Source organism: Clostridium hominis (genome assembly GCF_014287825.1).
GTDB lineage: Bacteria > Bacillota > Clostridia > Clostridiales > Clostridiaceae > Clostridium > Clostridium hominis.
This window is the reverse complement of sequence record NZ_JACOOO010000048.1, coordinates 1-26,157: the sequence shown is the minus strand read 5'-3', so window position 1 is coordinate 26,157 and position 26,157 is coordinate 1. Positions and strand designations below refer to the sequence as shown.

The window sequence follows — 26,157 nt, the reverse complement described above, 5'->3', positions numbered from 1 at the left end:
GAAAAATTTTAAAATAGTTTTGATATGTATTTTAAAATAGAAATTAAAATACAAAAGTATAATTATGAAGTAATATATAATATATTTTTCAATAAAAAGAAAATTCTGAAAAGTATTAGCTTAAGTAAGTTATAGCTTGAAAAATTATTAATTAAAAATTAAATGGGTTGTACTATTTTTAATAATGTGTTGTAATAAATATAATTTATAAAAAAAGACAAAAATATAGTTAAGGATAAATTGGAGGAATTTTTATGGGAAAAATAACTAGTAAAAATAATGACTTATTAAGAGATTCAAAACAAACAACATCACCTAAAATATATAATCTTTTATTAGATTTAGTTAATGATGGTAGAGAAGATTTAGCAGAAATGGTTCTAAAGATAGATTACTTAATAGAATATGCAAATAAATCAATAAAGGCAAAGGATTTTGAAGAAGCAAAAGAAGCAATTCAAAAGGCTGAGGAAAGAACCAAGATGCTTAGAAGATCAAATGCAGATATAGAACATTTAAACTATTTAATAGAAGGTGTAAATAAAAAGCTAAAGAAGTGATTTCTCACTTCTTTAGCTTTAATTTATATAATTATTTATTTTTTCTATCTCTGTTGAAACCTTTGTTTCTACCGCCGCTTTTACCACCTTTTCCTTTTGAACCAGTAGCAACTTCAACGTTTATCTTTCTCTTATTGATTTTATTTCCTGTACATTTAGTTAATACTTGTTGGTGAATTGCTTCATCAACATTTACAAATGTGAAGTTTTCCATTATATCAATATTTCTAATTTGAGAAGCACCAACCTTAGCATTATCAGTGATATAAGTTAGAAGATTCTTTATTGTTAAACCATCTCTTTTACCAGCTGAGAAGAATAATCTTACATCTTGGCTCTTAGGTGCAACTAAAGCATCAGTTGAATAATCGAATGAAAGTTTAGTATCAAATTGGCTCTTCATTAATGAAGCTATAACCTCAACCGCATCATATCTTTCATTTAATTCTTTAGCAACATCTACAAACTTATCATAACCTTTAGCATCAATTATTGAGCTAACTTCATCTACCATAGTAGTGAATTTATTGTTGTATATCTCTTGAACTGTAGGTACAGATTTCTTTACGATATCACTCTTAGTTGTATTACGGATTTGTCTTAAGTATCCAAATTCTCTTGGAGTGATTATGCTATAAGCAGTTCCTTCTCTACCAGCTCTACCAGTTCTACCGATTCTGTGTACATATGATTCGATATCTTGTGGTAATTCATAGTTGATTACGTGAGTTACACCTTCAACGTCTATACCTCTTGCAGCAACATCAGTAGCTACTAAGAATTTTAAAGCTCCATCTTTAAATTTCTTTAAAGTCTTCATTCTTTGAACTTGAGACATATCTCCGTGCATACCTTCAACCATGTATCCCCTGCTTTGCATAGCAGTTACTAAATCATCTACACCTTTTTTAGTTCTACAGAAGATTATTGATGATTGTGGCATATCAAAGTCTATAAGTCTGCAAAGAGCTTCTAATCTTTGGTCACCTTGCACTTCATAGAAATATTGAGCTATTTTTGATGCAGTCATTTCTGTCTTAGCAATAGCTATATGCTTAGCATCAGACTTTAAGTATTTCTTAGTTAATTTCTTTATTTGTGCTGGCATTGTAGCTGAGAATAATAAAGTTTGTCTTTCTTCTGGAATACTCTTCATGATTTCTTCCATATCTTCAATGAATCCCATGTTTAGCATTTCATCAGCTTCATCTAAAACGAAAACTTCTACCTTATCTAGTGGCAAGTTTCCTCTTCTTATATGGTCTAATACTCTACCAGGCGTTCCTACTACGATATTAGCTCTTTTTAAGTCTCTAGCTTGATGATGAATAGGTGCTCCACCGTATACAGCAACTATATTAAGTTTTTCATACTTTGTTAATTTAATTAACTCATCGTGAACTTGTAGTGCTAATTCTCTTGTAGGTGCTAATATTATAGAAGCTATAGAATTCCTATTTTTAATGTTGTTTATTATTGCACAACCAAATGCAGCAGTTTTACCAGTTCCTGTTTGGGCTTGACCTATTATGTCAAAACCTTCTAAAGTAACAGGAAGACTCTCTGCTTGGATTGGAGATGGTGATGTAAAGCCTAAATCATCTATAGCTCTTAATAACCCCTCTCTTAATCCTAAATCCTTAAATGTTAAATTTGTCATATAATACCTCTTTCTTATTTATATTAATTACTATTTCTCTAGAGTGAAAAATTCATATATTTAAATCAATTTAAATTACGTTACTTTTTATCGACTTTACTAAGTATATAGCAAAAATGATATTTATGCATCAAGTATTTATTGTAAAATAAAAAAAGAATACATGCAACACCTAGGAAAACGTTAGCATTTACATAAAAAGTAATTAAAGGTAAGAATATAGGTTTGACATTTAAAAATAAACCTTTAAAATAATAAAGCGAGATAGCTATTTATTAATAACCAAATAGACTATTGTGTTATTGTGTCATTATGAGTAGGTGGTATTTAAAATACCATTTACTCTATTTTTTTGAAAAAAAAATGACTTGAAAATTCAAGCCATTTTTAAATTACTTAGGTAATTTTGAACATATTATTTTTTCAATTTTAGATGGTAAAGTATCAATCTCATCTTTAGTTAAAGAAGAAGTATCAATTGGAGCATGAATTGTTAACTCTACATTAGCAGGTCTGATCCAAGGGCCATTACCATGTTCCATAATTTTATAAGAACCATTCATAGTTACAGGAATAACTGGAACTTTTGATTTTGTAGCTAATTTAAAGCTACCAGCTTTAAATTCACCAGTTTTATCGCCACGGCTTCTTGTACCTTCAGGGAAAATAACCATGTTATAACCAGACTTAAGATTCTTAATTCCATGAATAATAGCCTCACTAGATTTTCTAAGGCTGCTTCTATCCATAAATACACACTTCATTGCTCTCATCCAAGTTCTAACTAGTGGAATTTTTTCAGTTTCTATTTTTGCAACAAATCCTATTAATACAGGCATAGTAGAAAGATATATTGGAATATCAAAGTTACCTTGATGGTTACCTATAAACAATACAGTTTTATCGTTAGGTACATTTTCAAGTCCAGTAACATTTATCTTTACACCAGCTATTTTTAGCAGTGATTTAGCCCAAAGACTTGTGCATTTATGAATAAGTTTTTTGCTTTCCTCAATTCTATCTTTTTTAATTAAGTAGTTAACTCTAAAAATAAAAGGTATGCTTATTATTAAACTAATAGCAAACCAAATAAACCAAATTATAGTTCTAATCATATTCAATTCAACCCCTTAAATTTATAAACTTATTTAAAGTATACTATAATTAAAACTTAAAATCTATGATTTTATTACTTGATAATATGGCTACAAAGCTCTGGAAATAGTAACTTTCTTTTAAGTTAGTATTCAAAATAAAACCAAAATTAAAGGCTAATATTTGTAGTGAACAACATTTTTTTTAAACATATAATGAAATTAATTAAAAGGTTTAAGGGGATATTAAGATGTCTAAATTTATTCCAGAAAAATTATTTGTAGAGTATAAAGATAAGGTAGATATTGATACTAAAAATAAAGATAGAAAATATACATTAACGCATTCAGATGAAACAGCAGATCTATTTTTAACTATTGGTAAGAAATATGATTATGAGAAAACTAATGAAACTAGAGATGAAGTGCTAGCAGAGTGGAAAGTAGTTGATGGAAGAGATATATTAAGCGTATATCTTCAGGTTAGTTTAGAATCATCTTTAAATAAAACTATAATTAGAGATAAAGTGTTTAGAGAAGAACTTTCATTAGCATTAAATGCAATAATTTATGGCGATAAAGACTTTATAAAGGAAAATTCAGAGTTATATAAGGCTACAGTCATAATTAATTTTAAATCAGATATACCTAAATATAATAAGATTGAAGAGTGGGGAATAGTTATAGACTATTTGGATGAAGAGACTAGGTTTAATAAACATGCAGCTAAATTATACGTAAGAGACTATAAAAATGATGATATAGAAGAAGCGTTAATAAGGGTTTTATCATTATATATAAAAATTCAAGTAAATATTTTTGCGGGTAGAGAAGCAAGTTATTGCTTAAAGGATGCTGAAGTATTATATTCTAAAAAGATAGATAAAGGTGAGTACTTACCAGATGAGTTTGAGGTAGGAATAGGGGTGAAGGTAGGAAATCCTACACCACTATATAATAATTTTATTATTATATTTTTAATTAAAGATAATGTTATTAATATAAAAGATTCTAAGATGATAAATATGTAAAATAAAGACGAGTAGAAAAAATTGACATATATAGATGAATGTAATAAAATATATTTGTTAGTGTGCTCTCATAGTTCAATGGATAGAATAGTCCCCTCCTAAGGGATAGATACAGGTTCGATTCCTGTTGGGAGTACCAATAAAGCCATAAAAATCTTATTTGCTGTAAGGTTTTTATGGCTTTATTATTTAGACAATAACTTTGATGCAACATATGCTAAGGGCTCTAGAGATGATAATTGGTACTCCTAGGATGAACATATATTAAAAGTATTAGAATGGTTACCTCTAAATGAAGGTAGTAATGGGATTGATAGCGGTAATGTTAGAATATAAAAAAAGGAGCAATTAAGCTCCTTTTTTGTTTGATTTATTTTTAGTTTCTTTACCTTCGAAAACTACTTTTAATCTCTCTAATCCAACTATTAGTGCTCCGCCGATTATGAAGAATATAAAGCTAAAGCTTGATAAGTTCATAGCTGGTTTTGCTACCTCTAAAGTTGTAGGTCCCATAAATATTGCATATATAGAACCAATCATAAGTCCTAATATTAAGTATACAGTTTGAGATCTGTATTTCTTTAGTACAAATTTGATAACTTTTATTGTTGTTGCTATACCAGTTAATACTCCTAAACCGAATATTATTAATATTGGTAAGTAAGAAAAATTAAAAGTAAGAACTTCTTTTATAGCACCTATAATTCCAGTATAAAGTCCAAATATTAAAAGTAATGTTGAACCTGATATACCTGGAAGAACCATTGCAGAAATAGCTATCATACCAGCTACAAATACAAATATACCTAAACCAACTGATAAGTTATCTAATGAAAGGTTAAGTCCACCATTAGAAGATGCTGGATTAAAGTAAGTTATAAGAGCAACTACAGCAATTCCTATAATAGCAAATATGATATTTTTATATTTACCAACAATAGAGTCCTTTTCTTGACTAATTATTAATGGAATCGAAACTACTATAAATCCAGTAAATAAGGAACTTATTTCGTAGATTTGAGCATCAAATATTGATGATAAGAATAGTACTGATAATACCATTCCAACTACCCAACCAATTCCTAATTTAAATAAAAAAACTAAAGAATTTTTTTTGTTTTCCATATTATCTCTTGATATTAATGAATTTAGTGAATCTATAAAATCATCATAAAAACCAAGTATAAAAGCTATAGTACCACCAGAAACACCTGGAACACTATCAGCTAGGGCCATAAAAAATCCGCGGATAAAATTAATTATAAACAAATTACCACCTCAAAATATGTTAATTACAGTCATAAGAAATATTTTAAATCAAATACTAAAATTACACAATAAGTGAAATCTAAAAACTAGGTTTTGCAAACATATTTATAAATTACACCAAATATGAATTTATATTTAATTTATTGGAAAATTATATCATATAATTTTAGCGTATGATATAATTAACAATAAAATATTTATATATTATAGGAGAGTGATTATTTTTGGACACGAGTCTCATATGGCAGGTAGGTATACTTATAATTTTACTTATTATGTCAGGATTTTTTTCAATGTCAGAAACAGCATTAATGTCTTTAAGTAAAATTAGAATAAGACATATGGTGGAAGAGGGAGTAAAAGGTGCTAAGCTAGTTGAAAAACTAACGGAAGACCCAAATAGGCTTTTAGGAGCAATACTTATAGGAAACAACGTAGTAAATATAGGTGCGTCTGCCCTTGCAACTACTATTGCTACAAATATATTTGGTTCAGCAGGAGCAGGGATTGCAACAGGTGTAATGACTATATTAGTACTTATTTTCGGGGAAATAACTCCAAAGTCTATAGCGAAGCAAAAATCTGAAAAGGTAGCTTTAAAAGTAAGCAAGATAATTAATATAATTGTTAAAATATTAAAACCTTTTATAGGAATTTTTACTGCTATATCTTCAATATTCATAAGATTGTTTGGTGGAGATCCTAAGGCAAGTGAGCCATTTATAACTGAAGAAGAATTAAGAACCATGGTTGGTGTTAGTGAAGAAGAAGGTGTATTAGAAGATGTTGAAAAGGAAATGATTTTCAATGTTTTTGATTTTGCTGATGCTCATGTTAAAGATGTAATGGTTCAAAGAGTAGATGTAATAGCTGTAGATATAGATGCAAGCTATGAAGAAGTTTTAGATGTAATAAAGACTGAACAGTTCTCAAGAATACCTGTATATAATCAAACTATTGATGATATAGTTGGTATATTAAATGTAAAAGACTTAATTATGGCGGAGAAAAGTTCAAAGCCTTTTAAAGTAGCTGATTACATGAGAGAACCATATTATACTTTTGAGTTTAAGAAGATAAAAGAGCTTTTTAGTGAAATGAAGAAGACAAGAAATCATATATCAGTAGTATTAGATGAATATGGTGGAACTGTTGGAATAGTTACTATAGAAGATTTAATAGAAGAGGTTTTTGGAGAGATAGAGGACGAGTATGATGATTATGAAAAGGAAATAGAAGTAATCAAAGAAGACGAGTTTGTAGTTGATGGAAGTGCAAGACTAGATGATATAAGTGAACTTATAGGTGTTAATATGGAGTCAGAAGAGTTTGATTCTGTTGGAGGACTTGTTATTGGTGAATTAGGAAGATTCCCAGAACAAAACGAAGAAGTTCAATTAAATAGCATAAGGTTTGTTGTAGAAGAAGTTGATAAAAATAGAATAAAGAAAGTCAGAATATATACTTAAGAAGTGTGAAGCAAGCTTCATAAGAGAAATATTGCTTTTAGCAAGAGAAGTATTCAACAAAAGGTGAAAAGAAATATGTCTTTTGGACTAATAAATATGCCTATGGCAGAGGAAACTTAAAATTTATCTTTGCTAAATAGCAAAGATAAATTTTTTTATTAATGAAATATTTTCTTTATCACAAGCTCATATTTATCTTAACAAAGTTAATTTTCTCTTGATAGCTTTAGCTATCACTAAATAGGGTGATTTTATGAATTTTATGGATTTAGCCTTAGCTGAAGCTCAGAAAGCTTATGATTTAGATGAAGTTCCTGTTGGAGCTGTTATTGTTAAGGATGGAGAAGTTATAGCTAAGGCATATAACATGAAGGAGACTAAGAAGATATCTACAGCTCATGCTGAAATATTAGCAATAGAAGAGGCTAGCAGGGCTATTGGTAACTGGAGGTTAAATGGATGCGATATGTATGTTACATTAGAACCTTGCGCAATGTGTGCTGCAGCAATAGCTCACTCTAGGATATCTAATTTATATATTGGTACTTTTAATATAGATATGGGAGCATGCGGAACAATATTAAATATTTTAGATTATAATATTTTTAATCATAAAATCAACACAATTTGGTGTTATGATAATAGATGTAGTGATATTCTTACAAGTTTTTTTAAGAATAGAAGAAAAAATAATAAAATAGAGAGGAGTTGATTATGTGAATCCTATTGCTTTTAGAATATTTGGAATGGATATTAGATGGTATGGATTAATTATTGCCTTTGGAGTTTTAGCAGCTTTTGGAGTTACATATATAACTGCAAAGAAGAAAAATTTAGATTTTGATATTATTATTGATGGATTTTTATGGAGCTTTCCTTTAGCTATAATAGGGGCTAGGGCATATTATGTCGCATTTGAATTTGAAAACTATCATTCAATATGGGATATGATTAATATAAGAAATGGTGGAATAGCTATTCATGGAGGTCTTATTGCTGGATTATTGACAGCTTATGTTTTCACTAGATTTAAGAAGGTTAATTTCTTTGAATATATTGATGTTGTAATGCCTGGAGTAATATTAGCCCAAGCTATTGGAAGATGGGGAAATTTCATGAATCAAGAAGCTCATGGAGGACCTGTTACAGAACAATTTATAAGTAAATTCCCACAATTTATTCAACAAGGAATGCTTATAAATGGAACGTATTATCATCCAACATTTTTATATGAATCTATATGGAATTTGTTAGTTTGTGCAATACTTATTTTTATCTTATATAAGAAAAAGCAACAACATGGTATTGTAATTGGAAGTTATATGATACTTTATTCTATAGGAAGATTTTTTATAGAAGGATTAAGAACTGATAGTTTAATGTTCTTTGGATTAAGAATTGCTCAAATAGTAAGCTTAATAGGCATAGTAGCGGGAATAGTGATTATAATTTTTGCTTGTAGGAAAAAGACTAAAAAATAAGTTTGATTTATATGATTAATAGAAGATTATTATATCAATCTTTTGATATAATAATCTTTTGTTTTTTATGAGAGAAGCATATATATAAATAATAAAAGAGCAAAAATAGCAATGTTTTTTAAATATAAAAGTAAAATGTAATCGGTAATATTGACCAATATAATTAGGTTGACCTTTTTTAAGTTGTATGTTAACATATGTTTATAATTAGATAACGTGTCAAAACGTTAGAGTCTAGAGGAATTTATTCTAGTAATTATGGAGAGATGTCCGAGTGGTCGAAGGAGCACGCCTGGAACGCGTGTATAGGGGAAACTCTATCGTGGGTTCAAATCCCACTCTCTCCGCCATAGCCGTGCTAGATGGGGAGTCAGCGGTGCCCTGTAACCTGCAATCCGCTATAGCAGGATTGAATTCCTCACCTAGGCTTTAGTCTATATGGTCTGCCCCTATGCAAGTGATGTTGAGGGTGGGGTCCCACGCGACTTAAGACTATGAACCTCGTCAGGTCCGGAAGGAAGCAGCGATAAGTAGCCCCTGAGTGTGACGTGGATAAATCTAGCCTGAGTTAACTACATAGGTAACGCATATAGATTACTGCCGAAGTGAGGTGCACGGTTTTTATTAAACCTTTCTATGGAAAGGCTTTTTTAATGTTTAAGAAAGTTATTTGAAATTAAGAATTTATTTAAATTCTTGAAGTTAAAAGGTAATAGGAAAGCTCTTGGAGCATATTATCTTTTTATAAAATTCGGTTACTCTTCAATAGGATTAACAATATAGGACAAAAAACAATAGGACAGGAAAATAGGGACATTTCTTCTTACTCAAGAAATATCCCTATTTTTCTGCCCTTTTTTATCTTTCTAAATTAACGAATTGATAGTTTATATTGTTTTTAGGATCAGTGAAAACTTCAGATTCAAAAGTTACAGTCCATTCATTTGAATCTATTTCTGGGAAAGTGGTATCCCCTTCGAAGTCTTTAAGAACTTTTGTTAAGTAGATTTTATCCACAGAGTTAATAAATTGATTATAGATTTCTCCTCCGCCGATTATAAACACTTCCACAGGAGAATTTTTAAAACTGTTGATAATATCGTTAATATTGTGGATAACTTCTACAGTTGGATTGTCCACAGAGTAAGTTTTATCTCTAGTTATTATTATATGTTTTCTATTAGGCAGAACCCCTGGCAATGATTCAAAGGTTTTCCTACCCATAATTATTGTATTACCAGAAGTAATTTGCTTAAATCTTTTTAAATCTTCGGAAATATGCCATAAAAGCTTATTATCTCCACCGATTACATTGTTTTGTGCTGTAGCAACTATTAAACTAATCATTATTATATCCCCAATTCAAATTTTAGTTGTGGTTTAACAGGTTCATAGTCAATCATTTCAAAGTCATCTATTGTGAAATCGTAGAAGTTTGTTTTTCCTTCTTTAAGTATTAGCTTAGGTTGTTTATTACTAGGTGTTCTAGAAATTAATTCTTTAGCTTGTTCTATGTGTCTATCATAAATATGTAGGTTGTCTACAACGTGCATAAATACGCCAGGTTTTAAGCCAGCATGTCTAGCTACCATCATCATTAATGCTACATATTGAACCTTATTAACATGACCTGCAACACAGTAGTCAGAACTTCTTTGATGAAGCGTTACATCAAGGAACTCTCCTCTAACAGACCATACAGTAAGAAATGCGCATGGGTGTAAGCCTTCTGTTTCATCAAAATCTGCATATTGATATAAATCTATAATATGTCTTCTAGTATAAGGTTCATTTTTTAATCCATTTAGTAGTTTATTCATTAAGTCATATTTCTTTACAGTAGCTCCGTATCTTTGACCTATTGTATTTGAATTATTTACTTCCCAATCTCTCCACCACATAATTCCGTATTTTTCTTCTAATACTGATAAGTCATTACTTTGATCCTGATATATCCAAAGAATTTCTTTTATAGCTGATTTCCATGCGGTAGGTCTTAATGTAGTGATAGGGAGTTCGCCTTTAGATATATCATATTTTTCAACAACTTGGTTTATATATATTGTGTGAGCAGGAGCTCCATCCTTATATTTTGGTCTTATTTTATGGCCTTCTGTACTTGTTCCAACTGTAAGAATTTCATTCAGCGTATTTTTAAATAACTCATCTGTTTTTGATACAAAGTTTTTAGTCATAGGTTCACCTCTAAAATCTATTTTAATAGTATTTTATCATAATAATAATAGGAAAGAAATTAATTGCTAATAGTATATAGTGTATTACATAACAAAAGTTAAATAAATAACAACTAAATGGAAAGTATATACATAGGGTTGTTAAAAAAATAACTTAGATTTTAAAGTGAAAATATCTTTGGAAAAGCAAATGTATAAAAGTTTAATATTTATGCAAAGTGTATTGCATATTATAAATGTTATGACGAAGATTAATACTGTTTAATGAGCAAATAAAGTATTTAGATTTTCTGTTAGGGGGAAAAATCTTTAACTATTAATAAATATTGGGTATAATAAAAAGTATATTAAATAGATAAAAAAATGAGGTGAATCCCTTGGCATATACTGCTTTATATAGAGAATGGCGACCTAAAACATTTTATGATGTAGTAGGGCAAGAACATATTACAACTACATTAAAAAATCAGATTTTAAACAATAGAATAGCTCATGCTTATCTTTTTTGTGGAACTAGAGGTACAGGGAAAACCTCAACTGCAAAGGTTTTTGCAAAGGCATTAAACTGCTTAAATCTACAAGATGGAGAGCCTTGTAACGAATGCGAGATGTGTAAAAAGATAAATGAAGGGTTAGCAATAGATGTCACAGAATTAGATGCAGCTTCAAACAATGGTGTTGATAAGATTAGAGATATTATAGATGACGTAAAATATCCACCACAAGAAGCAAGATTTAAGGTATATATAATGGATGAGGTTCACATGCTTTCTGCTGGTGCTGTTAATGCATTCTTAAAGACTTTAGAAGAACCTCCAAGTAACGTAATATTTATTTTAGCAACAACTGACCCACAAAAGCTTCCAATAACTATACTTTCAAGATGTCAAAGATTTGACTTTAAGAGAATAAGCAATAGTGATATAACAGATAGACTTAGAAAGATAGTTACAGATCAAAATGTTATAGCTGATGATAAGAGCTTAAACTTAATTGCAAGAATTTCTGATGGAGCTATGAGAGACTCTTTAAGTATACTAGATCAAGCGATTTCTATGGGAAATGGAAATGTGCAATATGATACTTTAATAGGTATGTTAGGGTTGGTAACAAATGAGCACTTATTTAATTTAACTAATGCTATTATTCAAAGAAGTGTTGAGAGAGCTATAGGAGTAATAGAGGATGTAGTTTTCTCAGGAAAAGATATATATCTTTTTATAAAAGATTTAGTATCGCATTATAGAAATTTACTTATGGCTAAGGTTACTAATAATCCAGAAGAAGTATTAGATATGTCAGAAGAGAATATATCTCTTATAAAAGAGCAGTCAGCTAGGTTGAGAGCTGAAGAGATAATGAGATGTATAAGAATTCTTCAAGAAGCTGAAGGAAATGCAAAACTAAGTAAGCAAGCAAGATTGTATTTAGAATTAGCTATAATAAAAATGTGCAAAATAGAATATGACACATCTAATGAAGTGATATTATCAAGATTAAATAAATTGGAGGAAAATTTAAAGAGTGGTAATATTAAAGTAGTGGCAGCTGAAGGCGTTAAAACTGAAATTGAGAAAACAAAGCAAGCTGTTGCTAATAAAACAGCTAATAAGCAGCCTAATCCTAGTGTTCAGAATATTCAAGGTGGGAATAGTAATTCTACGCTAAGTATTAATGATGTTCAAAAGGCTTGGAAGGATATATTGGATAGATTTAAAGCTAGAAGAGCTATGATAGTATATGCTTCTATATTAACAGGAAGGCCTGTAGCTTGTTCAAAGGGAATAGTGACTATTCAATTCGATAGTGATTATAAGTTAAGTAAAGATAGATTAGATAAACCAGAATACAAGAGTGTAATTAATGATATATTCTCAGAAGTTTTAAGAGAAGATATAAAGGTTAATTTTATTGTAGAAGAAGAAAATAAAAGTGGAAAGAGTACTGAAGATATATTAGTAGAAACATTTGGAGCAGACTTTGTCGATATTATAGATGAATAAGAATGCTTTCATAATTTGATTTTTGAATCATCACTTATAGTAAATTATTTTAAAATAATATATAATAAAGAATATATTTTTATTTCAAGGAGGATATGTTATGGCAAGAGGTGGATTCCCAGGTGGTTTCGGGGGAGGAAATATAAATAACCTAATGAAGCAAGCACAAAAACTTCAAAAAGAAATGGCTCAAGCTCAACAAGAATTAGAAGAAAAAGAATTTGAAGCTTCAGTTGGAGGCGGAGCTGTATTAGTTAAAGTTAATGGTAAGAAGGAAGTTCTTTCAATAAAAATTAAAGAAGAAGTAGTAGATCCAGATGACGTTGAAATGTTAGAAGATTTAGTACTAAGTGCAGTTAACGAAGCATTAAAGAAAGCTGAAGATGAAACAGCTAACAAAATGGGTAAATTAACTGGTGGAATGAATATACCAGGAATGTTTTAATATATATTAGAGGCATACAAAGTAATACCTTTGTATGCCTTATAAATTAAGTGAGATTCAAAATTTTTAATTTTGCTAATCGAACTTACTCCTATGAACGTAGTGAATAGTGAGTTTCATAAATTTGAATTCAAAATTTTTAATTTTGTAATTTAAAACAAAGGAGGTAGGTATAATATGGATTTTTATCCAGTTGCCATAGAGAAATTAATTGAGGAATTTGCAAAGTTGCCAAGCATTGGCCAAAAAACTGCCCAAAGGTTAACATTACATGTATTAAATCTACCTGAAGAAGAGGTAAAAGAATTTGCAGATGCACTAGTAAAGGCGAGAGGAACTATAAAGTACTGTTCTATATGCGGAAACTTTACAGATAAAGACCCATGTGCAATATGTGCAAATCCAAGTAGGGATAAGAATGTTATATGTGTTGTTGAACAACCAAAAGATATAATGACTATGGAGAAGGTTAAAGAGTTTAACGGAAGCTATCATGTTCTTCATGGAAATCTTTCTCCAATGCAAGGAAGAGGGCCTCAAGATATAAAATTAAGAGAACTTGTTGCAAGGATGAGTGCAGATGTAAAAGAAGTTATAATAGCTACTAACCCTAATGTTGAAGGGGAAGCAACAGCTATGTATATTTCAAGAATACTTAAACCTTTAGATATTAAGGTTACAAGAATAGCATCTGGACTACCGGTAGGTGGAGATCTAGAATATGCTGATGAAGTAACACTTTCAAAAGCATTAGAAGGAAGAAAAGAAATATAGGCTAATTATTATGAATAGAATTTGTTGAGGATGTTAAAACTAATAAGTAAAAATATCTTTGGGAGGTTCTATGAATAAGAAGAATATATTAGATTTTCTTTTAGTTAGATATGAAAAAGAAGAGCGTATAAGTAAAGAGATTTTAACTGAATTAAGAGAGACTATAAATGAGATGGAAGCGGCAGAAAGTCTGTTTAATATTACAAATGACCCTCAGCTTATAGAAGCAGCTATATATAAGGAAGAAGCAGCTAGACAGAGATTTGATTATTTGTTTAAGATTGCAAAGAAAGAATATATAGACAGTATGGAAATATAATATATAAATTGGTATAATATAGCATAATATTAATAGTGTATATTATTTGGAGGGTTTATTATGGATATGGAACTTATAATTTACGGCTTGATAGGATTAGCTTTATTATTTTTAGTTATTAAGCTTCTTAAGTGGCCAATAAAGATACTTATAAATGGATTGGTTGGAATATTACTATTATATCTAACTAATTATATAGGAGCATATTTTGACTTTTCTCTAGTAATAAATCCAGTAACAGCGCTTATTGCTGGATTTTTAGGAATACCAGGGATAATATTTTTAATAATATTTAAATTGTTTTTTTAAAGCTACAGGGAACCTATTTTAAATAGGTTCCCTGTAGTTTCATAGATGGGAGTTAGAATATTTTGAATTGCCAATGAGTGAAAAGCTTTTATATATATATTTTATGGATTAATATAAAAAGTGTTACTATAAAAAATCAGGGTGTAAGCACTACATCCGCTTACACCCGTTTTTATAAATAACCACTATATATAATGATTATTTACAGTATTAATTTGTCCAATATATATACAAATATACGTGTAAATTGTTGTAAGTTAGATTTTAAAAATATATAATTTAAATTATATATTTTTATTTATACAAAATAGATAAAATAGCTGTAAATTACGAAGTGAGATAATAGTAATTTTAAGTTATTATAAAAAGGAGGAGTGTTTATGGCAGCTGGAAATGGAGTTAATTGTGCATATTGCCCTGAACTTAAAAAAGGTACTTGTGATGGAAAAGGTAATGGATGTGTATGTTATAAGTGCCCTAGACATTTAGGTCAATGTATATGTGTTAAATACTGCAGAGAAACAGAGTCGGTATTAATTTTTGATGAAGAATAGAATTTATTAGATAAATCTTATGTGGTAACATAGGATTTTTTTATTACCATCATTTCATAGGAACAATAATTAAATAATATAAATATTATAATAAAAATAAGATTATATAAAAGAAAAGGAGGCAGAAAATGCACAAGAAACTTTTTATACCGGGACCAGTAGAAGTTAGAAAAGAAGTATTAGAAAAAATGGCCACTTCTATGATCGGTCATAGAAGCAAAGAAGCTTCAGAATTACAAAAGTCTATTAGTAATAATATGAAAAAAATATTTTATACAGAAAGCGAAATACTATTATCTACAACATCCGGTAGTGGTCTTATGGAAGGCGCTATAAGATCATGTACAGCTAAAAGAGCTGCAGTATTTTCTGTTGGAGCCTTCGGAAAAAGATGGCATGAAATGGCTGTTAGTAATAATGTCCCAGCAGACATTTATGAAGTTGATAAAGGAAAAGCAGTAAATGTTCAAGAGATAGATAAAGTATTAGCTACAGGGAATTATGATTTTTTAGCAGTAACTCATAATGAAACATCTACAGGAATAATGAATCCTATAGAAGAGATTGGGGAAGTAGTTAAAAAATACCCAGAGGTTATATTTGCAGTAGATACAGTAAGTTCCGCTGCTGGAAGCAAGGTTGAAGTAGATAAGTGTGGAATAGATATATGTATAACTTCAACTCAAAAGGCAATAGGGTTACCACCAGGAATGTCTATATGTACTTTTTCAGATAAAGCTATAAAAAATGCTGAAAAGGTTAAATTTAGAGGGACATATTTAGATCTATTAGCTTTGTATAAATATATAAAAAAGAAGGATTATCAATATCCTTCAACACCATCAATATCACATATGTATGCACTTGATTACCAGTTAGATTATATTTTAAATACAGAAGGGCTAGAAAATAGATTTGCAAGACATATTGAGATGGCTAATATAGTTAGAGAATGGGGAAAAACTTACTTTGAATTATTCCCAGATGAAAGATATATATCAAATACTTTAACAACTATTAAAAATACTAAAAATATAAGTGTGTCAGATTTAAATAAAAAATTAGGTTTAAGAGGATTCCAAATATCTAATGGGTATGGAGATTTAAAAGAAAAAACATTTAGAATAGCTCATATGGCTGATTGTACAGTCGCCGAGGTGGAAGAGTTATTAAGCAATATAAATGATATATTACAATTAAAATAATTGTAACTATAGATGAGAGGAGGGGGCTATATGATTAAAGTATTAACAAATGACGGCTTACAACAAGAGGCTATTGATAATTTGAAACTATTGGGGATGGAAGTTACTAATTATCATTATAGTAAGGAAGAATTAAAAAATATTTTAAAAGACTTTGACGTTATTACTATAAGATCAGCTACTAAAATAGATTCAGATATATTAGATAGCTTAACCGATGAAAGTAAGCTTAAATTAATAATAAGAGCGGGGGTAGGTGTTGATAATATAGATGTTCCTTATGCTAAAAATCTAGGAATAGAAGTTAGAAATACTCCTAATGCAAGTTCAGATTCCGTTGCAGAACTCGCTATTGCGCATATGTTTTCTGTTGCTAGATTTTTAGCAGATTCAAATTTTACTATGAGAGTCGGTAGTTGGAATAAGAAAGAATATCAGGGGATAGAGCTTTCGGGAAAAACTCTTGGAATAATAGGAATGGGACGTATAGGAAGAGCATTGGCTAAAAAGGCGTCAGCAATTGGAATGAATGTAGTATATTACACAATTGAAGGTAAATATAATGATCTTAGTTACAAATTTGAATCGTTAGAAGAACTATTAAGAACATCTGATTTTATTTCATTACATGTTCCTTATGATAAGAAAATAGGTCCTATAATTGGCAGAAGCCAATTTGAGTTAATGAAAGATGGAGTTTATTTAATAAATTGTGCTAGAGGTAAAGTTGTAGATGAAGATGCATTGTTAGAGGCTCTAGATAATGGAAGGGTAGCAGGTGCTGGAATTGATGTTTTTGAACAGGAGCCTACATTAAATAAAAGGTTAATAAATCATAAGAGAGTAAGCGTAACTCCTCATATTGGAGCATCAACTAAAGAGGCTCAAGACAGAATAGCTAATGAAGTAGTGAATATAATAAGGAACTTCTTTAGTGTAAAGTAATTAAGGGAGGATATAAATTAAATGGCTATAATAAAACCTTTTAGAGCATATAGACCAGTTGATAGCTTAGTAAAATATGTTGCAGCTCCACCATATGATGTTGTTAATAGTGAAGAGGCTAGGGAATTAGTAAAAGATAATAAATACTCGTTTTTAAGAGTTGATAGAGGTGAAGTAAATTTACCTAGATATATATATAAATATGATAATAGAGTATATGAATGCGCCAGAGACTTGTTAGATAATATGATAAATGAAGGAATATATATTCAAGATGAAAAGCCAATGTTTTATATCTATAGACAGATTATGAACGGAAAAAGTCAAACTGGATTAGTTACATGTGCATCAATAGAGGAATATATAGAAAATAAGATTAAAAAGCATGAAAATATAAGAGATGATAAAGGTGTAGATAGAGTAAAACATATAAAATATTGTAATGCTCACACTGGACCTATATTTTTAGTTTATAGAGAAGATAAAACTATAACAGGTATTATAGAAAAATATATTAATCTAGAACCTACGTATAATTTTATGGCAGATGACAATATAACTCATATTGTTTGGAAAATTGATGGAGACGAAGATATAAAATATATAATGGAATCATTTCATAATATAGAAAATTTATATATTGCAGATGGTCATCATAGGATAGAGGCTGCGGCTAGAGTTGCTATGGAAAATGGCAGAGGGTATAAGAAGCGTGATGAAATAAATTATTTTTTAGCTATAGCCTATCCAGATACTGAAGTAAATGTATTAGATTATAATAGAACTGTAAAAGACTTAAATGGATATACTAAGGAAGAATTTTTAAAAGAAATTTCTAAAAAGTTTAGAGTGGAAAAATCTTATGGGAATAAACCTATATCACCAGAAAGAAAGCATATATTTGGAATGTATATAGATAAAGAATGGTATGAATTAGAGGCAAATTCAGAGATAATAATTAAAGATATAAACAGTGAAAGCTTAGATGTATCAATCCTTCAAAATAATATATTAGGGCCTATTTTAGGAATAGACGATCCTAAGAAGTCAAATAGAATTGAATTTATTGGAGGAATAAGAGGATTAAAGGAATTAGAGAGAAGAGCAGATACAGATATGAGAGTCAGCTTTTCATTATATCCTATTGAAATGAGTGATATTATGTCTATTGCAGATAAAGGAGGCATTATGCCACCTAAATCAACTTGGTTTGAACCAAAACCTAGAAGCGGGATTTTTATTCACAAATTTAACTAGCGACAAATGACAAGTTAACAGTGACAAGTAAGTGAAAAAACTGCTTACGCAGTTTTAGAAAAATCATTTTTAAAGTCAGCAATGCTGACTTTATTCATTTAATTTGTCAATTATCACTTGTCACTTTTAACTAAAATTAAAGTTTTGTTATCATTGATTTTAGTATAAATGTAGAGTTTTTAACTCCAATAGGTGTGAATTTTTCAAAGTCCATATGAGCTCCGTTGTTTGCATTATCAGATATTGATCTAATAACTACAAATGGAATTTTGTTTAAGTAACAAACGTGAGCTATACTTGCACCCTCCATTTCGCAAGCTAAAGCTGCAAATTCAGATTCAAGCCACTTAATTTTATCTATAGAAGCAACGAACATATCACCTGAAACTATTCTACCAGAGAAAGTTTTGAATTCTGTAGCTTCTTCACAAGCGGATTTAGCTGTTTCAATAAGCTTAGAATCACATTTAAAATCAAATGTATCTAATCTTGGAATTTGACCCATAGGATCTCCGAAAGCTGTTGTATCCATATCGTATTGAACTAAGTTCTCTGCTATAACTACATCTCCAGGATATATATCTTTTCCTATACCACCAGCAACACCAACATTGATAACTGCTGAAACATTATATTCAGATGCAAGAATTTGAGTGCATATTGCTGCATTAACTTTACCAATACCACAAACTACAGCTACAACATCTTTTCCCCATAGCTTACCTTTGTGGAATTTCATATTTGCCTTAACTTGAACGTCTTCTAAGCTCATATCTTTTAAAAGGATTTCTAGCTCTTCAGACATAGCGCCTATTATACCTAATACCATAATAAGTCCTCCTTAATATAATTTAAAACAATATTAGTCTACGACTATTATAATAGTTATTTTATATTTTTAGTAGCTTTGTATAAAAATTATGTAATTCTTTTGTTATTGTAAGAAATAAACATTGTATATGAAGAGGTAATAGTCTAAAATAATAAAAAATAATATACAAAGGAGAGTAAGGTAAATGGCGTTAAGTCCAGTATGTAGAACAGGATTACTTATAGGAAATGAAGGATTAGATACATTAGCCAAATCTAAGGTTATAGTATTTGGTGTTGGTGGTGTCGGAAGCTTTGTAGTAGAAGCATTAACTAGAGCAGGGGTAGGAAATTTAATTTTAGTAGATAATGATACAATATGTATTTCAAATTTAAATAGACAAATTCATGCTACACGTAATACAGTTGGCATGGTAAAAGTTGAAGCTATGAAAGAAAGAGTTTTATCAATTAATCCAGAATGTAATGTAGAAGCAAAGCAAGTATTTTTAAATGCTGATAATATTGCAGAAATAATACCTACTGATGTTGATTATGTGGTTGATGCTATAGATACCGTAACATCAAAGTTAGCTTTAGCTAAGTATTGTTATGAAAATAATATAAAAATAATGAGTTCTATGGGAACAGGAAACAAAATGGACCCAAGTCAATTTAGAGTTACAGATGTATTTAAAACAAAGGTATGTCCTCTAGCTAAGGTTATGAGATCAGAGCTTAAGAAAAGAGGCGTTAAAAAATTAAAGGTAGTTTACTCAGAAGAGATGCCTATGACACCAGATAAAGGTGATGCAGTACCATCAGGTAAGAGACAAACTCCAGGAAGTATGCCATTCGTTCCACCAGTAGCAGGCATGATAATTGCTGGAGAAGTAATAAAAGATTTAGTTGGAATAAGCAAATAAATAGGTTGTTCGTTACACTCACAAGGAGAAATGTCGCCTTTGGCAAGAGAAATGTTTTGCTTACGCAAAAGAGAAATATATGACTACGTCATAGATAAATATTAAGCAGGTTGAAGAAAAATGTTTGTTGAATAAAGATAAACCGATGCTTACGGCTAATTAGTATATTTGCCGTAGGCATATTTATCTTCATAAAAGATGAATATTTATTTGAGCAAAGGTAATATTTCTCTTAGCGTAACTAATATTTATCTTACGAGCTTAACGAGTAACATTAACGTCTATTGTATATTTTTCACCTATTAAGTTATAAATAATGTTTTCTAATGAACTTTTGGTATTTGAAATAGCTTGATCTTGCAATGATTCATTAGTCATTTTTAATTTAAACTCATCATCGAGTTTTGTTCTTAAATCTCCAAATTCTTCAGAAGAGAGTTGGATATCTCCGAATCTTAATAATCCTAGTTCTGGCTCAGAGTATTTTGTTTTAGTTTCATCTATATTAATGCTAAAAACTTCAGGTGGTGAAATTGACATAGTAATATGTTTACTTGAATTATCTAATATTATATCGGTAGTAGTGATATTAGAGAAATCAACTGAGTAGGAACAATTAGCGAAAAACGTTATAGTTTTACACTTCTTAAATACTTCTAAATCCCAAAGGCTTCTATCTATCAATATACTTTGACTTAATTCAACTTCTAAAGGAATAAGCTTATTTACACGCTTAACTTCATTAACTAAAGTTTCTTCAGTTAATATAGTAATATCATTATATATGTCTAAATAAGAAATCATATCTTTTAGTTTATATGAATATCTAAATCCTAAAAAAATTCCTAGTGATAATATTATTAAAGAAAGTATTATTGACCTCTTAAAATGAAATTTCTTTAATTTTTGACTTATCAATCTAAATATAAAATCACTTCCTGTATATAATTATTTTAATAAAATATATTATTGTGAAGAAATATATATTACAAAGGAAAATAAAGCTGATATAAATAAATTTTGAATATAATGTTAGTTGAGTTTTATGTAAAATTATTTGTATAATAGGATAAGACAACTAATTTTTAGGAGATTTACTATGGAAAACCAAAAAGAAATATATATTGAGTTAGTTAATGGAACATTAAATGATTATGTTATTAAAGATAAAGATAAAATACTTATAGGAAGATTTACTATAATTGAATTAGACAAAGAGAATAAGAAGTGTAACGTAAAGTTAAAGTTCTATAGAGATAGAAATTATGATTTATTAAAAGATGCAATAAAGTCTATATTAAAAGCTATATTTAAGGATAATGATATATTTAAGGCTAATTTTATAGTTAACGAAAATACTAATTTAAGTCCATTTTTAGATATGGGATTTACCTTAGAAGCGATATTTACTGATAATCTTTTTGTTAAGGGAAACTTTCAAGATGAATTAGGATTAGGAATAAATAGGAATGAGTATATTAACTGTAGTAGGAATACTATAGTGGAATTAGAAGGCCGTAATATAAAAATTAGGAATTTTACTCCTGATGATGCTGAAGAACTTACGGAATATTATATAAGAAATAAAGAACATTTAAAAAACTTTGAACCAACTAGGGATAGTAGTTTTTATACATATGAAACTCAAAGAGAAATATTGCTAGAGAGTTATAAACAATTGATGACAGGGGTAGGTAGTGACCTAGGAATATATAAAGACAATAAGCTTATAGGAAAGATAAAAATTTCTAATGTTGTCTATGGAGTATTCAAGAACGGAATAGTTGGTTATTCAATTGACAAAGAGTATGAAGGTAAGGGATATATGAAGGAAGCTGTAAAGTTAACTTTAGAATATGCTAAGAATTATTTAGATTTACATAGATTAGAAGCTTCAATTCTTACTGACAATCTTAGATCTAGGGGAGTATTATTATCTTGTGGATTTGAAGAGGTAGGATTAAATAAAAACTACTTATACATTAATGGTAGTTGGAGAGATCATATAACTTTTTATAAGATAATATAGTTTTTAAAAAAGTTTTGCTACTGAAAGATTTAGAATTTCTATTAATATATATAAAATAAAAAAAGCTAAGTTAGACTTAGCTTTTTTTATATATAAAATTAAACTTCAAAATTTACTACTGCAGTTTCTCCGGCAACAACTGAACCAGATTCAACTGGAGTGATTGATTTAGCTGCATCAACATTAGTTATTAATATTGGAGTAGCTAAAGATAATTCTTTGCTTAATATAAACTCTCTATCGATTTTTATTATTGGAGTACCAGCTTTTACTTTTGTTCCTTGTTCTGCTAATTGTTCAAAACCTTCACCGTTTAGGCTAACTGTATCTACTCCGATATGAACTAATATTTCAAGTCCGTTTTCTAAAGTCATAGCAAAAGCATGCTTAGTTTTAAATATTAAAGAAAGTTCTCCATCAGCAGGAGCAACTATAGTATCTCCAGTAACCATTATAGCCATTCCATCACCAGCTAGTTTTTGTGCAAAAACTTGATCTGGAACTTCAGATAGTGGAATTGCATTTCCTGTTGCTGCTGCAACTAAGAAGTTTTTTGGAGCTTCTTCAACTTTTGATTTTGATTTAAATAAATTCTTAAAAAAATTAGCCATACTATTTCCTGAATATATCAGGAAGTCACTTCCTTTCTCAAAGCAAATTATTATTATAAAAATAAAAGGCATAAGTTTAATCTACTAAGAAAAACTTATGCCTGATTTAACAGTAACATATTTTAAATTCATTATATATATTTAAAATAATGGTGTCAATTAAAAACGATAAAAAATTACTTGAAACCGTTGACTAAAAATAAATAAACATGTAAAATGAAAAAACACAAATTAAATATCATTTAAATATGAGGCGTGCGACCATAAATACGGGCATTAGCTGAAAAGAATATTTCTATATACTTTTCAGCTTTTTTTGTGCCTGAAATTATATATTACATTTTAATTTAGCTACGGTGATTATTTAAATGGAAACAATAAACAACTAAGGAGGAATAGTGAATATGATGAAGTATTTACAAAAATTAGGCAAATCATTAATGCTTCCAGTTGCAGCTTTACCTGTAGCTAGTATACTAATGGGTATTGGTTACTGGATAGACCCTACTGGTTGGGGGGCAAATAGTGCTGGAGCAGCATTTTTAATTAAAGCTGGTGGATCATTAATTGATAACATGGGAATTTTATTTGCAATCGGAGTTGCTGTTGGTATGTCAGATGATAGTGATGGGACAGCTGGTCTTGCAGGTCTAGTTTCATGGTTAATGATAACTACATTATTATCACCAGCAGTTGTAGCAATGCTTAAAGGAATAGATGTTTCAGAAGTAGCGCCTGCATTTGCTAAAACGCAAACACAATTTATAGGAATAATTGCAGGTTTAATAGGAGCTAATTCATATAATAAATTCAAGAATACTAAATTACCAGATGCATTAGCATTCTTTAGTGGTAAGAGATCAGTTGCTATAGTTACAGCAACAGTGTCAATTATTGCGTCAGGGATATTATTCTTTGTATGGCCAATGGTATATGGGGCATTAGTATCTTTCGGTGAAGCTATAATTTCAACAAATGCAATTGGGGCGGGGATATATGCAGCCCTTAACAGATTATTGATACCGACAGGTCTTCACCATGCGCTTAACTCAGTATTCTGGTTTGATGTTGCAGGAATTGATGATATTGCTAAATTCTGGGGGCAAGCACAAGGTGGTGTTTTAGGTCAAACAGGTATGTACATGACAGGATTCTTCCCAGTAATGATGTTTGGTTTACCAGCAGCAGCTTTAGCTATGTATCACACTGCTAAATCTAAAAATAAAAAGGTTGTAGCAGGTTTATTACTAGCATCAGGTTTATCTTCATTCTTTACAGGTGTTACAGAACCATTAGAATTTGCATTCATGTTCTTAGCTCCAGGATTATATGTAGTTCATGCTTTATTAACAGGGGTATCAGCTGCAGTTTGTGCGATGTTACCAGTAAGAGCGGGATTTAACTTTAGTGCAGGTTTTGTAGATTGGTTCTTAAGTTTTAAGGCGCCAATGGCTCAAAATCCAATTTGGTTAATAGGTATTGGTTTAATATTTGCAGTTATTTATTATGTAGTATTTAGATTTGCAATTACAAAATTTAACTTAAAGACTCCAGGTAGAGAAGATGATGAGAATGGTGAATCAAAAGCTAAACTTTCAAATAACAACTTTACTGAAGTTGCTTCTATAATATTAGAAGGATTAGGCGGGGTTGAGAATATAGTATCTGTAGATAATTGTATAACAAGATTACGTTTAGAAATAAAAGATAATACAAAAGTAAATGAAAAAGTTATTAAGTCTGCTGGTATATCTGGTATAATTAGACCAGGTAAAACAAGTATACAAGTTATAGTAGGAACTCAAGTACAATTTGTAGCCGATGAATTAAAAATGCTATGCAAGTAAAGTATAGCTATATAATTTAAGAAAAGTGAATGATAAAAAAAGGTGTAGTTTGTTAACTACACCTTTTTTAGTACTAATAATTATAAAGGGGATTTAACTAAAAGATAAAATTATATAATAATGGGGAAATTTTATATGGAAACAAGAATTAATAAGTTATTAAATTTTTTTCAAAGATTAGGAAAGGCTGTAATGACCTCTATAGCAGTCCTAACAGGGGCAGCATTAGATATTACGGCCTTCTTTGGAGTAAGACATGGATATTCTTTCTCAGCTGGATTAATAGATTATCTATTGAATTTGAATTTAGCAGAGAAATCTGTAGAACTATTATTAGTAGGAATTATTATTGGAATAGTCTACTTTATAATATTTTATTTCTTTAATAATAAAATTTGATTTAAAAACTCCTAGCAGGGATAAAGAAGATAATGATATTGTTGAAGTGAACAAAGTTGAAGATGAAATCAATATATATATAAAACTCAAGATAAAGAAGCGTCAGTTAAACCTTTAATATTTAAATTAGATAAAATGGCAGAAGAGATTATAGAAACAGTTAGAGGAAAATATAATATTGAAGATTTTGACTCATGTATTACTAGAGTAAGATTAAAATTAAATGATGGCAGTAAGATAGATAAACTAAAATTAAAACGAATAGGTGTAACAGAAATAATAAGATTAGGAAGTAATAATGTACAAATGATGATAGAAAATATGGCAAATCCCATTATAAGTAGAATGAGAAAGTCGATAAAAGAATAAGAGCATATAAAAATAAAAAAGAAGAGATGAATAATCTTTTCTTTTTTATGGGAATATAAATATATGTTATAAATTAAAGGTTATAAAACATAGTATAAAAGTGAATATAGATTGAATAACTTATCCTGGTGTATCAATAGTCGGAAAAAGGCTAAAAATGTAGAAAAACATAAAAAAAGTGAGAATAAATAAAATAATAGAGCAAATTTAAAAGCATCTATATTTATCAAGATGGTATTATAGGTTGTGTTCTTCGGGAGCAAGGCTTCTAGAAAGAATAAAGATTCTAAGAAATTAAGTTGAAACTTTTCAAAAAAAGTGTTGACATAATAATTAGTAAGTGATAAGATAAGAAAGTCGCTTGAAGCGATAACAAAATATGGTCTTTGAAAATTGAACAGAATATAGTTAAAATAAATCCAGCAATTCTTTTGAGAGTTTTTAAAATATTTAAAGACTCAAAGTAATTTGAGCAACAGATTAAACTTTTTATTGAGAGTTTGATCCTGGCTCAGGACGAACGCTGGCGGCATGCCTAACACATGCAAGTCGAGCGAGTGGAGTTCTTCGGAACAAAGCTAGCGGCGGACGGGTGA

Annotated in this window: 27 protein-coding genes, 2 tRNA genes, 1 rRNA gene and 1 other RNA gene; 23 read left to right on the top strand and 8 right to left on the bottom strand. The window is 29.5% G+C overall.

Features of this window, described 5'->3' with window-relative positions:
* Positions 1 to 254 precede the first annotated feature (254 nt).
* Entirely contained in the window at positions 255 to 560 is a 306-nt protein-coding gene (locus H8S20_RS19750; RefSeq protein WP_032116756.1) for a hypothetical protein, read from the top strand.
* Between the two features lie 31 nt (positions 561 to 591).
* Here H8S20_RS19750 and H8S20_RS19745 read toward each other — a convergent pair whose 3' ends face one another.
* Positions 592 to 2,220, bottom strand: coding sequence for a DEAD/DEAH box helicase (locus tag H8S20_RS19745; protein ID WP_042280996.1), 1,629 nt, complete (start codon positions 2,218 to 2,220; stop codon positions 592 to 594).
* Positions 2,221 to 2,612: 392 nt separating this feature from the next.
* Positions 2,613 to 3,335, bottom strand: a complete 723-nt coding sequence (locus H8S20_RS19740) for a lysophospholipid acyltransferase family protein (RefSeq protein WP_032116755.1) — start codon at positions 3,333 to 3,335, stop codon at positions 2,613 to 2,615.
* A gap of 230 nt (positions 3,336 to 3,565) precedes the next feature.
* Between H8S20_RS19740 and H8S20_RS19735 the strand changes: the two genes are divergently transcribed.
* Together H8S20_RS19735 and H8S20_RS19730 are read left to right on the top strand one after the other, a co-directional pair.
* The gene (locus H8S20_RS19735) at positions 3,566 to 4,345 is read left to right on the top strand and encodes a staygreen family protein (protein WP_186861153.1); all 780 of its coding nucleotides are present in this window, start codon (positions 3,566 to 3,568) and stop codon (positions 4,343 to 4,345) included.
* A 64-nt stretch (positions 4,346 to 4,409) separates the two neighbouring features.
* Positions 4,410 to 4,484: transfer RNA gene (locus H8S20_RS19730), tRNA-Arg, on the top strand.
* Between the two features lie 209 nt (positions 4,485 to 4,693).
* Here the strand turns inward: H8S20_RS19730 and H8S20_RS19725 are convergent.
* Positions 4,694 to 5,614 (bottom strand): DUF368 domain-containing protein, encoded by a 921-nt coding sequence (locus H8S20_RS19725; RefSeq protein ID WP_032116754.1) that lies wholly within the window; start codon positions 5,612 to 5,614, stop codon positions 4,694 to 4,696.
* A gap of 224 nt (positions 5,615 to 5,838) precedes the next feature.
* Between H8S20_RS19725 and H8S20_RS19720 the strand changes: the two genes are divergently transcribed.
* From H8S20_RS19720 to ffs, 5 genes are all read left to right on the top strand, one after another.
* Complete coding sequence (locus H8S20_RS19720) at positions 5,839 to 7,083, top strand: HlyC/CorC family transporter (RefSeq protein ID WP_032116753.1); 1,245 nt, start codon at positions 5,839 to 5,841, stop codon at positions 7,081 to 7,083.
* A 253-nt stretch (positions 7,084 to 7,336) separates the two neighbouring features.
* Positions 7,337 to 7,795, top strand: coding sequence for a nucleoside deaminase (locus H8S20_RS19715; RefSeq protein ID WP_032116752.1), 459 nt, complete (start codon positions 7,337 to 7,339; stop codon positions 7,793 to 7,795).
* Between the two features lie 4 nt (positions 7,796 to 7,799).
* Positions 7,800 to 8,564: a prolipoprotein diacylglyceryl transferase gene (gene lgt / locus H8S20_RS19710; RefSeq protein ID WP_032116751.1), complete on the top strand. Its 765-nt coding sequence runs from the start codon at positions 7,800 to 7,802 to the stop codon at positions 8,562 to 8,564.
* 260 nt (positions 8,565 to 8,824) lie between these two features.
* A tRNA-Ser gene (locus tag H8S20_RS19705) sits at positions 8,825 to 8,914 on the top strand.
* Positions 8,915 to 8,917: 3 nt separating this feature from the next.
* Positions 8,918 to 9,182: signal recognition particle sRNA large type (gene ffs, locus H8S20_RS19700), an RNA gene on the top strand.
* Between the two features lie 240 nt (positions 9,183 to 9,422).
* Here ffs and H8S20_RS19695 read toward each other — a convergent pair.
* Together H8S20_RS19695 and H8S20_RS19690 are read right to left on the bottom strand one after the other, a co-directional pair.
* A complete protein-coding gene (locus tag H8S20_RS19695) occupies positions 9,423 to 9,911 on the bottom strand; it encodes a dihydrofolate reductase (RefSeq protein ID WP_186861152.1) in 489 nt (162 codons plus the stop codon).
* A gap of 2 nt (positions 9,912 to 9,913) precedes the next feature.
* Positions 9,914 to 10,759, bottom strand: coding sequence for a thymidylate synthase (locus H8S20_RS19690; protein ID WP_186861151.1), 846 nt, complete (start codon positions 10,757 to 10,759; stop codon positions 9,914 to 9,916).
* A 377-nt stretch (positions 10,760 to 11,136) separates the two neighbouring features.
* Here H8S20_RS19690 and dnaX point away from each other — a divergent pair, with 377 nt between their 5' ends.
* The 9 genes from dnaX (at position 11,137) to H8S20_RS19645 (ending at position 18,570) form a co-directional block, all read left to right on the top strand.
* Positions 11,137 to 12,762: a DNA polymerase III subunit gamma/tau gene (gene dnaX / locus H8S20_RS19685; RefSeq protein WP_032116748.1), complete on the top strand. Its 1,626-nt coding sequence runs from the start codon at positions 11,137 to 11,139 to the stop codon at positions 12,760 to 12,762.
* A 100-nt stretch (positions 12,763 to 12,862) separates the two neighbouring features.
* Positions 12,863 to 13,207: a YbaB/EbfC family nucleoid-associated protein gene (locus H8S20_RS19680; RefSeq protein ID WP_032116747.1), complete on the top strand. Its 345-nt coding sequence runs from the start codon at positions 12,863 to 12,865 to the stop codon at positions 13,205 to 13,207.
* Positions 13,208 to 13,384: 177 nt separating this feature from the next.
* On the top strand, positions 13,385 to 13,981 hold the full coding sequence (gene recR, locus H8S20_RS19675) for a recombination mediator RecR (protein ID WP_032116746.1): 597 nt from the start codon (positions 13,385 to 13,387) through the stop codon (positions 13,979 to 13,981).
* A gap of 70 nt (positions 13,982 to 14,051) precedes the next feature.
* The gene (locus H8S20_RS19670) at positions 14,052 to 14,300 is read left to right on the top strand and encodes a DUF2508 family protein (RefSeq protein WP_032116745.1); all 249 of its coding nucleotides are present in this window, start codon (positions 14,052 to 14,054) and stop codon (positions 14,298 to 14,300) included.
* 60 nt (positions 14,301 to 14,360) lie between these two features.
* On the top strand, positions 14,361 to 14,609 hold the full coding sequence (locus H8S20_RS19665; RefSeq protein WP_032116744.1) for a pro-sigmaK processing inhibitor BofA family protein: 249 nt from the start codon (positions 14,361 to 14,363) through the stop codon (positions 14,607 to 14,609).
* Between the two features lie 380 nt (positions 14,610 to 14,989).
* Entirely contained in the window at positions 14,990 to 15,163 is a 174-nt protein-coding gene (locus H8S20_RS19660) for a hypothetical protein (protein ID WP_032116743.1), read from the top strand.
* 128 nt (positions 15,164 to 15,291) lie between these two features.
* A complete protein-coding gene (locus H8S20_RS19655; RefSeq protein ID WP_032116742.1) occupies positions 15,292 to 16,368 on the top strand; it encodes a pyridoxal-phosphate-dependent aminotransferase family protein in 1,077 nt (358 codons plus the stop codon).
* Positions 16,369 to 16,398: 30 nt separating this feature from the next.
* The gene (locus H8S20_RS19650) at positions 16,399 to 17,313 is read left to right on the top strand and encodes a D-2-hydroxyacid dehydrogenase (RefSeq protein WP_186861150.1); all 915 of its coding nucleotides are present in this window, start codon (positions 16,399 to 16,401) and stop codon (positions 17,311 to 17,313) included.
* 21 nt (positions 17,314 to 17,334) lie between these two features.
* Positions 17,335 to 18,570: a DUF1015 domain-containing protein gene (locus H8S20_RS19645; protein WP_186861149.1), complete on the top strand. Its 1,236-nt coding sequence runs from the start codon at positions 17,335 to 17,337 to the stop codon at positions 18,568 to 18,570.
* 136 nt (positions 18,571 to 18,706) lie between these two features.
* Here H8S20_RS19645 and H8S20_RS19640 read toward each other — a convergent pair whose 3' ends face one another.
* Positions 18,707 to 19,399 (bottom strand): 5'-methylthioadenosine/adenosylhomocysteine nucleosidase, encoded by a 693-nt coding sequence (locus H8S20_RS19640; protein ID WP_032116739.1) that lies wholly within the window; start codon positions 19,397 to 19,399, stop codon positions 18,707 to 18,709.
* Positions 19,400 to 19,586: 187 nt separating this feature from the next.
* On the opposite strand from H8S20_RS19640, the gene H8S20_RS19635 reads away from it, so the two are divergent.
* On the top strand, positions 19,587 to 20,306 hold the full coding sequence (locus tag H8S20_RS19635) for a tRNA threonylcarbamoyladenosine dehydratase (protein ID WP_186861148.1): 720 nt from the start codon (positions 19,587 to 19,589) through the stop codon (positions 20,304 to 20,306).
* Positions 20,307 to 20,567: 261 nt separating this feature from the next.
* Here H8S20_RS19635 and H8S20_RS19630 read toward each other — a convergent pair whose 3' ends face one another.
* Positions 20,568 to 21,224: a DUF4230 domain-containing protein gene (locus tag H8S20_RS19630; protein WP_051986710.1), complete on the bottom strand. Its 657-nt coding sequence runs from the start codon at positions 21,222 to 21,224 to the stop codon at positions 20,568 to 20,570.
* A gap of 181 nt (positions 21,225 to 21,405) precedes the next feature.
* Here H8S20_RS19630 and H8S20_RS19625 point away from each other — a divergent pair, with 181 nt between their 5' ends.
* Positions 21,406 to 22,335 (top strand): GNAT family N-acetyltransferase, encoded by a 930-nt coding sequence (locus H8S20_RS19625; RefSeq protein ID WP_032116736.1) that lies wholly within the window; start codon positions 21,406 to 21,408, stop codon positions 22,333 to 22,335.
* Between the two features lie 98 nt (positions 22,336 to 22,433).
* Here the strand turns inward: H8S20_RS19625 and H8S20_RS19620 are convergent, their stop codons facing one another.
* Positions 22,434 to 22,946 (bottom strand): PTS sugar transporter subunit IIA, encoded by a 513-nt coding sequence (locus H8S20_RS19620; RefSeq protein WP_032116820.1) that lies wholly within the window; start codon positions 22,944 to 22,946, stop codon positions 22,434 to 22,436.
* 404 nt (positions 22,947 to 23,350) lie between these two features.
* Between H8S20_RS19620 and nagE the strand changes: the two genes are divergently transcribed.
* The 4 genes from nagE to H8S20_RS19600 form a co-directional block, all read left to right on the top strand.
* On the top strand, positions 23,351 to 24,793 hold the full coding sequence (nagE, locus tag H8S20_RS19615) for an N-acetylglucosamine-specific PTS transporter subunit IIBC (RefSeq protein WP_032116735.1): 1,443 nt from the start codon (positions 23,351 to 23,353) through the stop codon (positions 24,791 to 24,793).
* A gap of 135 nt (positions 24,794 to 24,928) precedes the next feature.
* Positions 24,929 to 25,192, top strand: a complete 264-nt coding sequence (locus tag H8S20_RS19610; protein ID WP_051986708.1) for a hypothetical protein — start codon at positions 24,929 to 24,931, stop codon at positions 25,190 to 25,192.
* 135 nt (positions 25,193 to 25,327) lie between these two features.
* A complete protein-coding gene (locus tag H8S20_RS19605) occupies positions 25,328 to 25,561 on the top strand; it encodes a PTS sugar transporter subunit IIB (protein ID WP_051986706.1) in 234 nt (77 codons plus the stop codon).
* A 488-nt stretch (positions 25,562 to 26,049) separates the two neighbouring features.
* A 16S ribosomal RNA gene (locus tag H8S20_RS19600) occupies positions 26,050 to 26,157 on the top strand; the annotation flags it as partial.

Excerpts from the sequence above, each read along its gene's own strand:
- H8S20_RS19750 (WP_032116756.1), top strand. The coding sequence starts at position 255 with ATGGGAAAAATAACTAGTAAAAATAATGACTTATTAAGAGATTCAAAA.
- H8S20_RS19745 (WP_042280996.1), bottom strand. The coding sequence starts at position 2,220 with ATGACAAATTTAACATTTAAGGATTTAGGATTAAGAGAGGGGTTATTA.
- H8S20_RS19740 (WP_032116755.1), bottom strand. The coding sequence starts at position 3,335 with ATGATTAGAACTATAATTTGGTTTATTTGGTTTGCTATTAGTTTAATA.
- H8S20_RS19735 (WP_186861153.1), top strand. The coding sequence starts at position 3,566 with ATGTCTAAATTTATTCCAGAAAAATTATTTGTAGAGTATAAAGATAAG.
- H8S20_RS19715 (WP_032116752.1), top strand. The coding sequence starts at position 7,337 with ATGAATTTTATGGATTTAGCCTTAGCTGAAGCTCAGAAAGCTTATGAT.
- H8S20_RS19695 (WP_186861152.1), bottom strand. The coding sequence starts at position 9,911 with ATGATTAGTTTAATAGTTGCTACAGCACAAAACAATGTAATCGGTGGA.
- H8S20_RS19690 (WP_186861151.1), bottom strand. The coding sequence starts at position 10,759 with ATGACTAAAAACTTTGTATCAAAAACAGATGAGTTATTTAAAAATACG.
- H8S20_RS19680 (WP_032116747.1), top strand. The coding sequence starts at position 12,863 with ATGGCAAGAGGTGGATTCCCAGGTGGTTTCGGGGGAGGAAATATAAAT.
- recR (WP_032116746.1), top strand. The coding sequence starts at position 13,385 with ATGGATTTTTATCCAGTTGCCATAGAGAAATTAATTGAGGAATTTGCA.
- H8S20_RS19670 (WP_032116745.1), top strand. The coding sequence starts at position 14,052 with ATGAATAAGAAGAATATATTAGATTTTCTTTTAGTTAGATATGAAAAA.
- H8S20_RS19665 (WP_032116744.1), top strand. The coding sequence starts at position 14,361 with ATGGATATGGAACTTATAATTTACGGCTTGATAGGATTAGCTTTATTA.
- H8S20_RS19660 (WP_032116743.1), top strand. The coding sequence starts at position 14,990 with ATGGCAGCTGGAAATGGAGTTAATTGTGCATATTGCCCTGAACTTAAA.
- H8S20_RS19655 (WP_032116742.1), top strand. The coding sequence starts at position 15,292 with ATGCACAAGAAACTTTTTATACCGGGACCAGTAGAAGTTAGAAAAGAA.
- H8S20_RS19650 (WP_186861150.1), top strand. The coding sequence starts at position 16,399 with ATGATTAAAGTATTAACAAATGACGGCTTACAACAAGAGGCTATTGAT.
- H8S20_RS19645 (WP_186861149.1), top strand. The coding sequence starts at position 17,335 with ATGGCTATAATAAAACCTTTTAGAGCATATAGACCAGTTGATAGCTTA.
- H8S20_RS19640 (WP_032116739.1), bottom strand. The coding sequence starts at position 19,399 with ATGGTATTAGGTATAATAGGCGCTATGTCTGAAGAGCTAGAAATCCTT.
- H8S20_RS19635 (WP_186861148.1), top strand. The coding sequence starts at position 19,587 with ATGGCGTTAAGTCCAGTATGTAGAACAGGATTACTTATAGGAAATGAA.
- H8S20_RS19625 (WP_032116736.1), top strand. The coding sequence starts at position 21,406 with ATGGAAAACCAAAAAGAAATATATATTGAGTTAGTTAATGGAACATTA.
- H8S20_RS19620 (WP_032116820.1), bottom strand. The coding sequence starts at position 22,946 with ATGGCTAATTTTTTTAAGAATTTATTTAAATCAAAATCAAAAGTTGAA.
- nagE (WP_032116735.1), top strand. The coding sequence starts at position 23,351 with ATGATGAAGTATTTACAAAAATTAGGCAAATCATTAATGCTTCCAGTT.
- H8S20_RS19610 (WP_051986708.1), top strand. The coding sequence starts at position 24,929 with ATGGAAACAAGAATTAATAAGTTATTAAATTTTTTTCAAAGATTAGGA.
- H8S20_RS19605 (WP_051986706.1), top strand. The coding sequence starts at position 25,328 with ATGGCAGAAGAGATTATAGAAACAGTTAGAGGAAAATATAATATTGAA.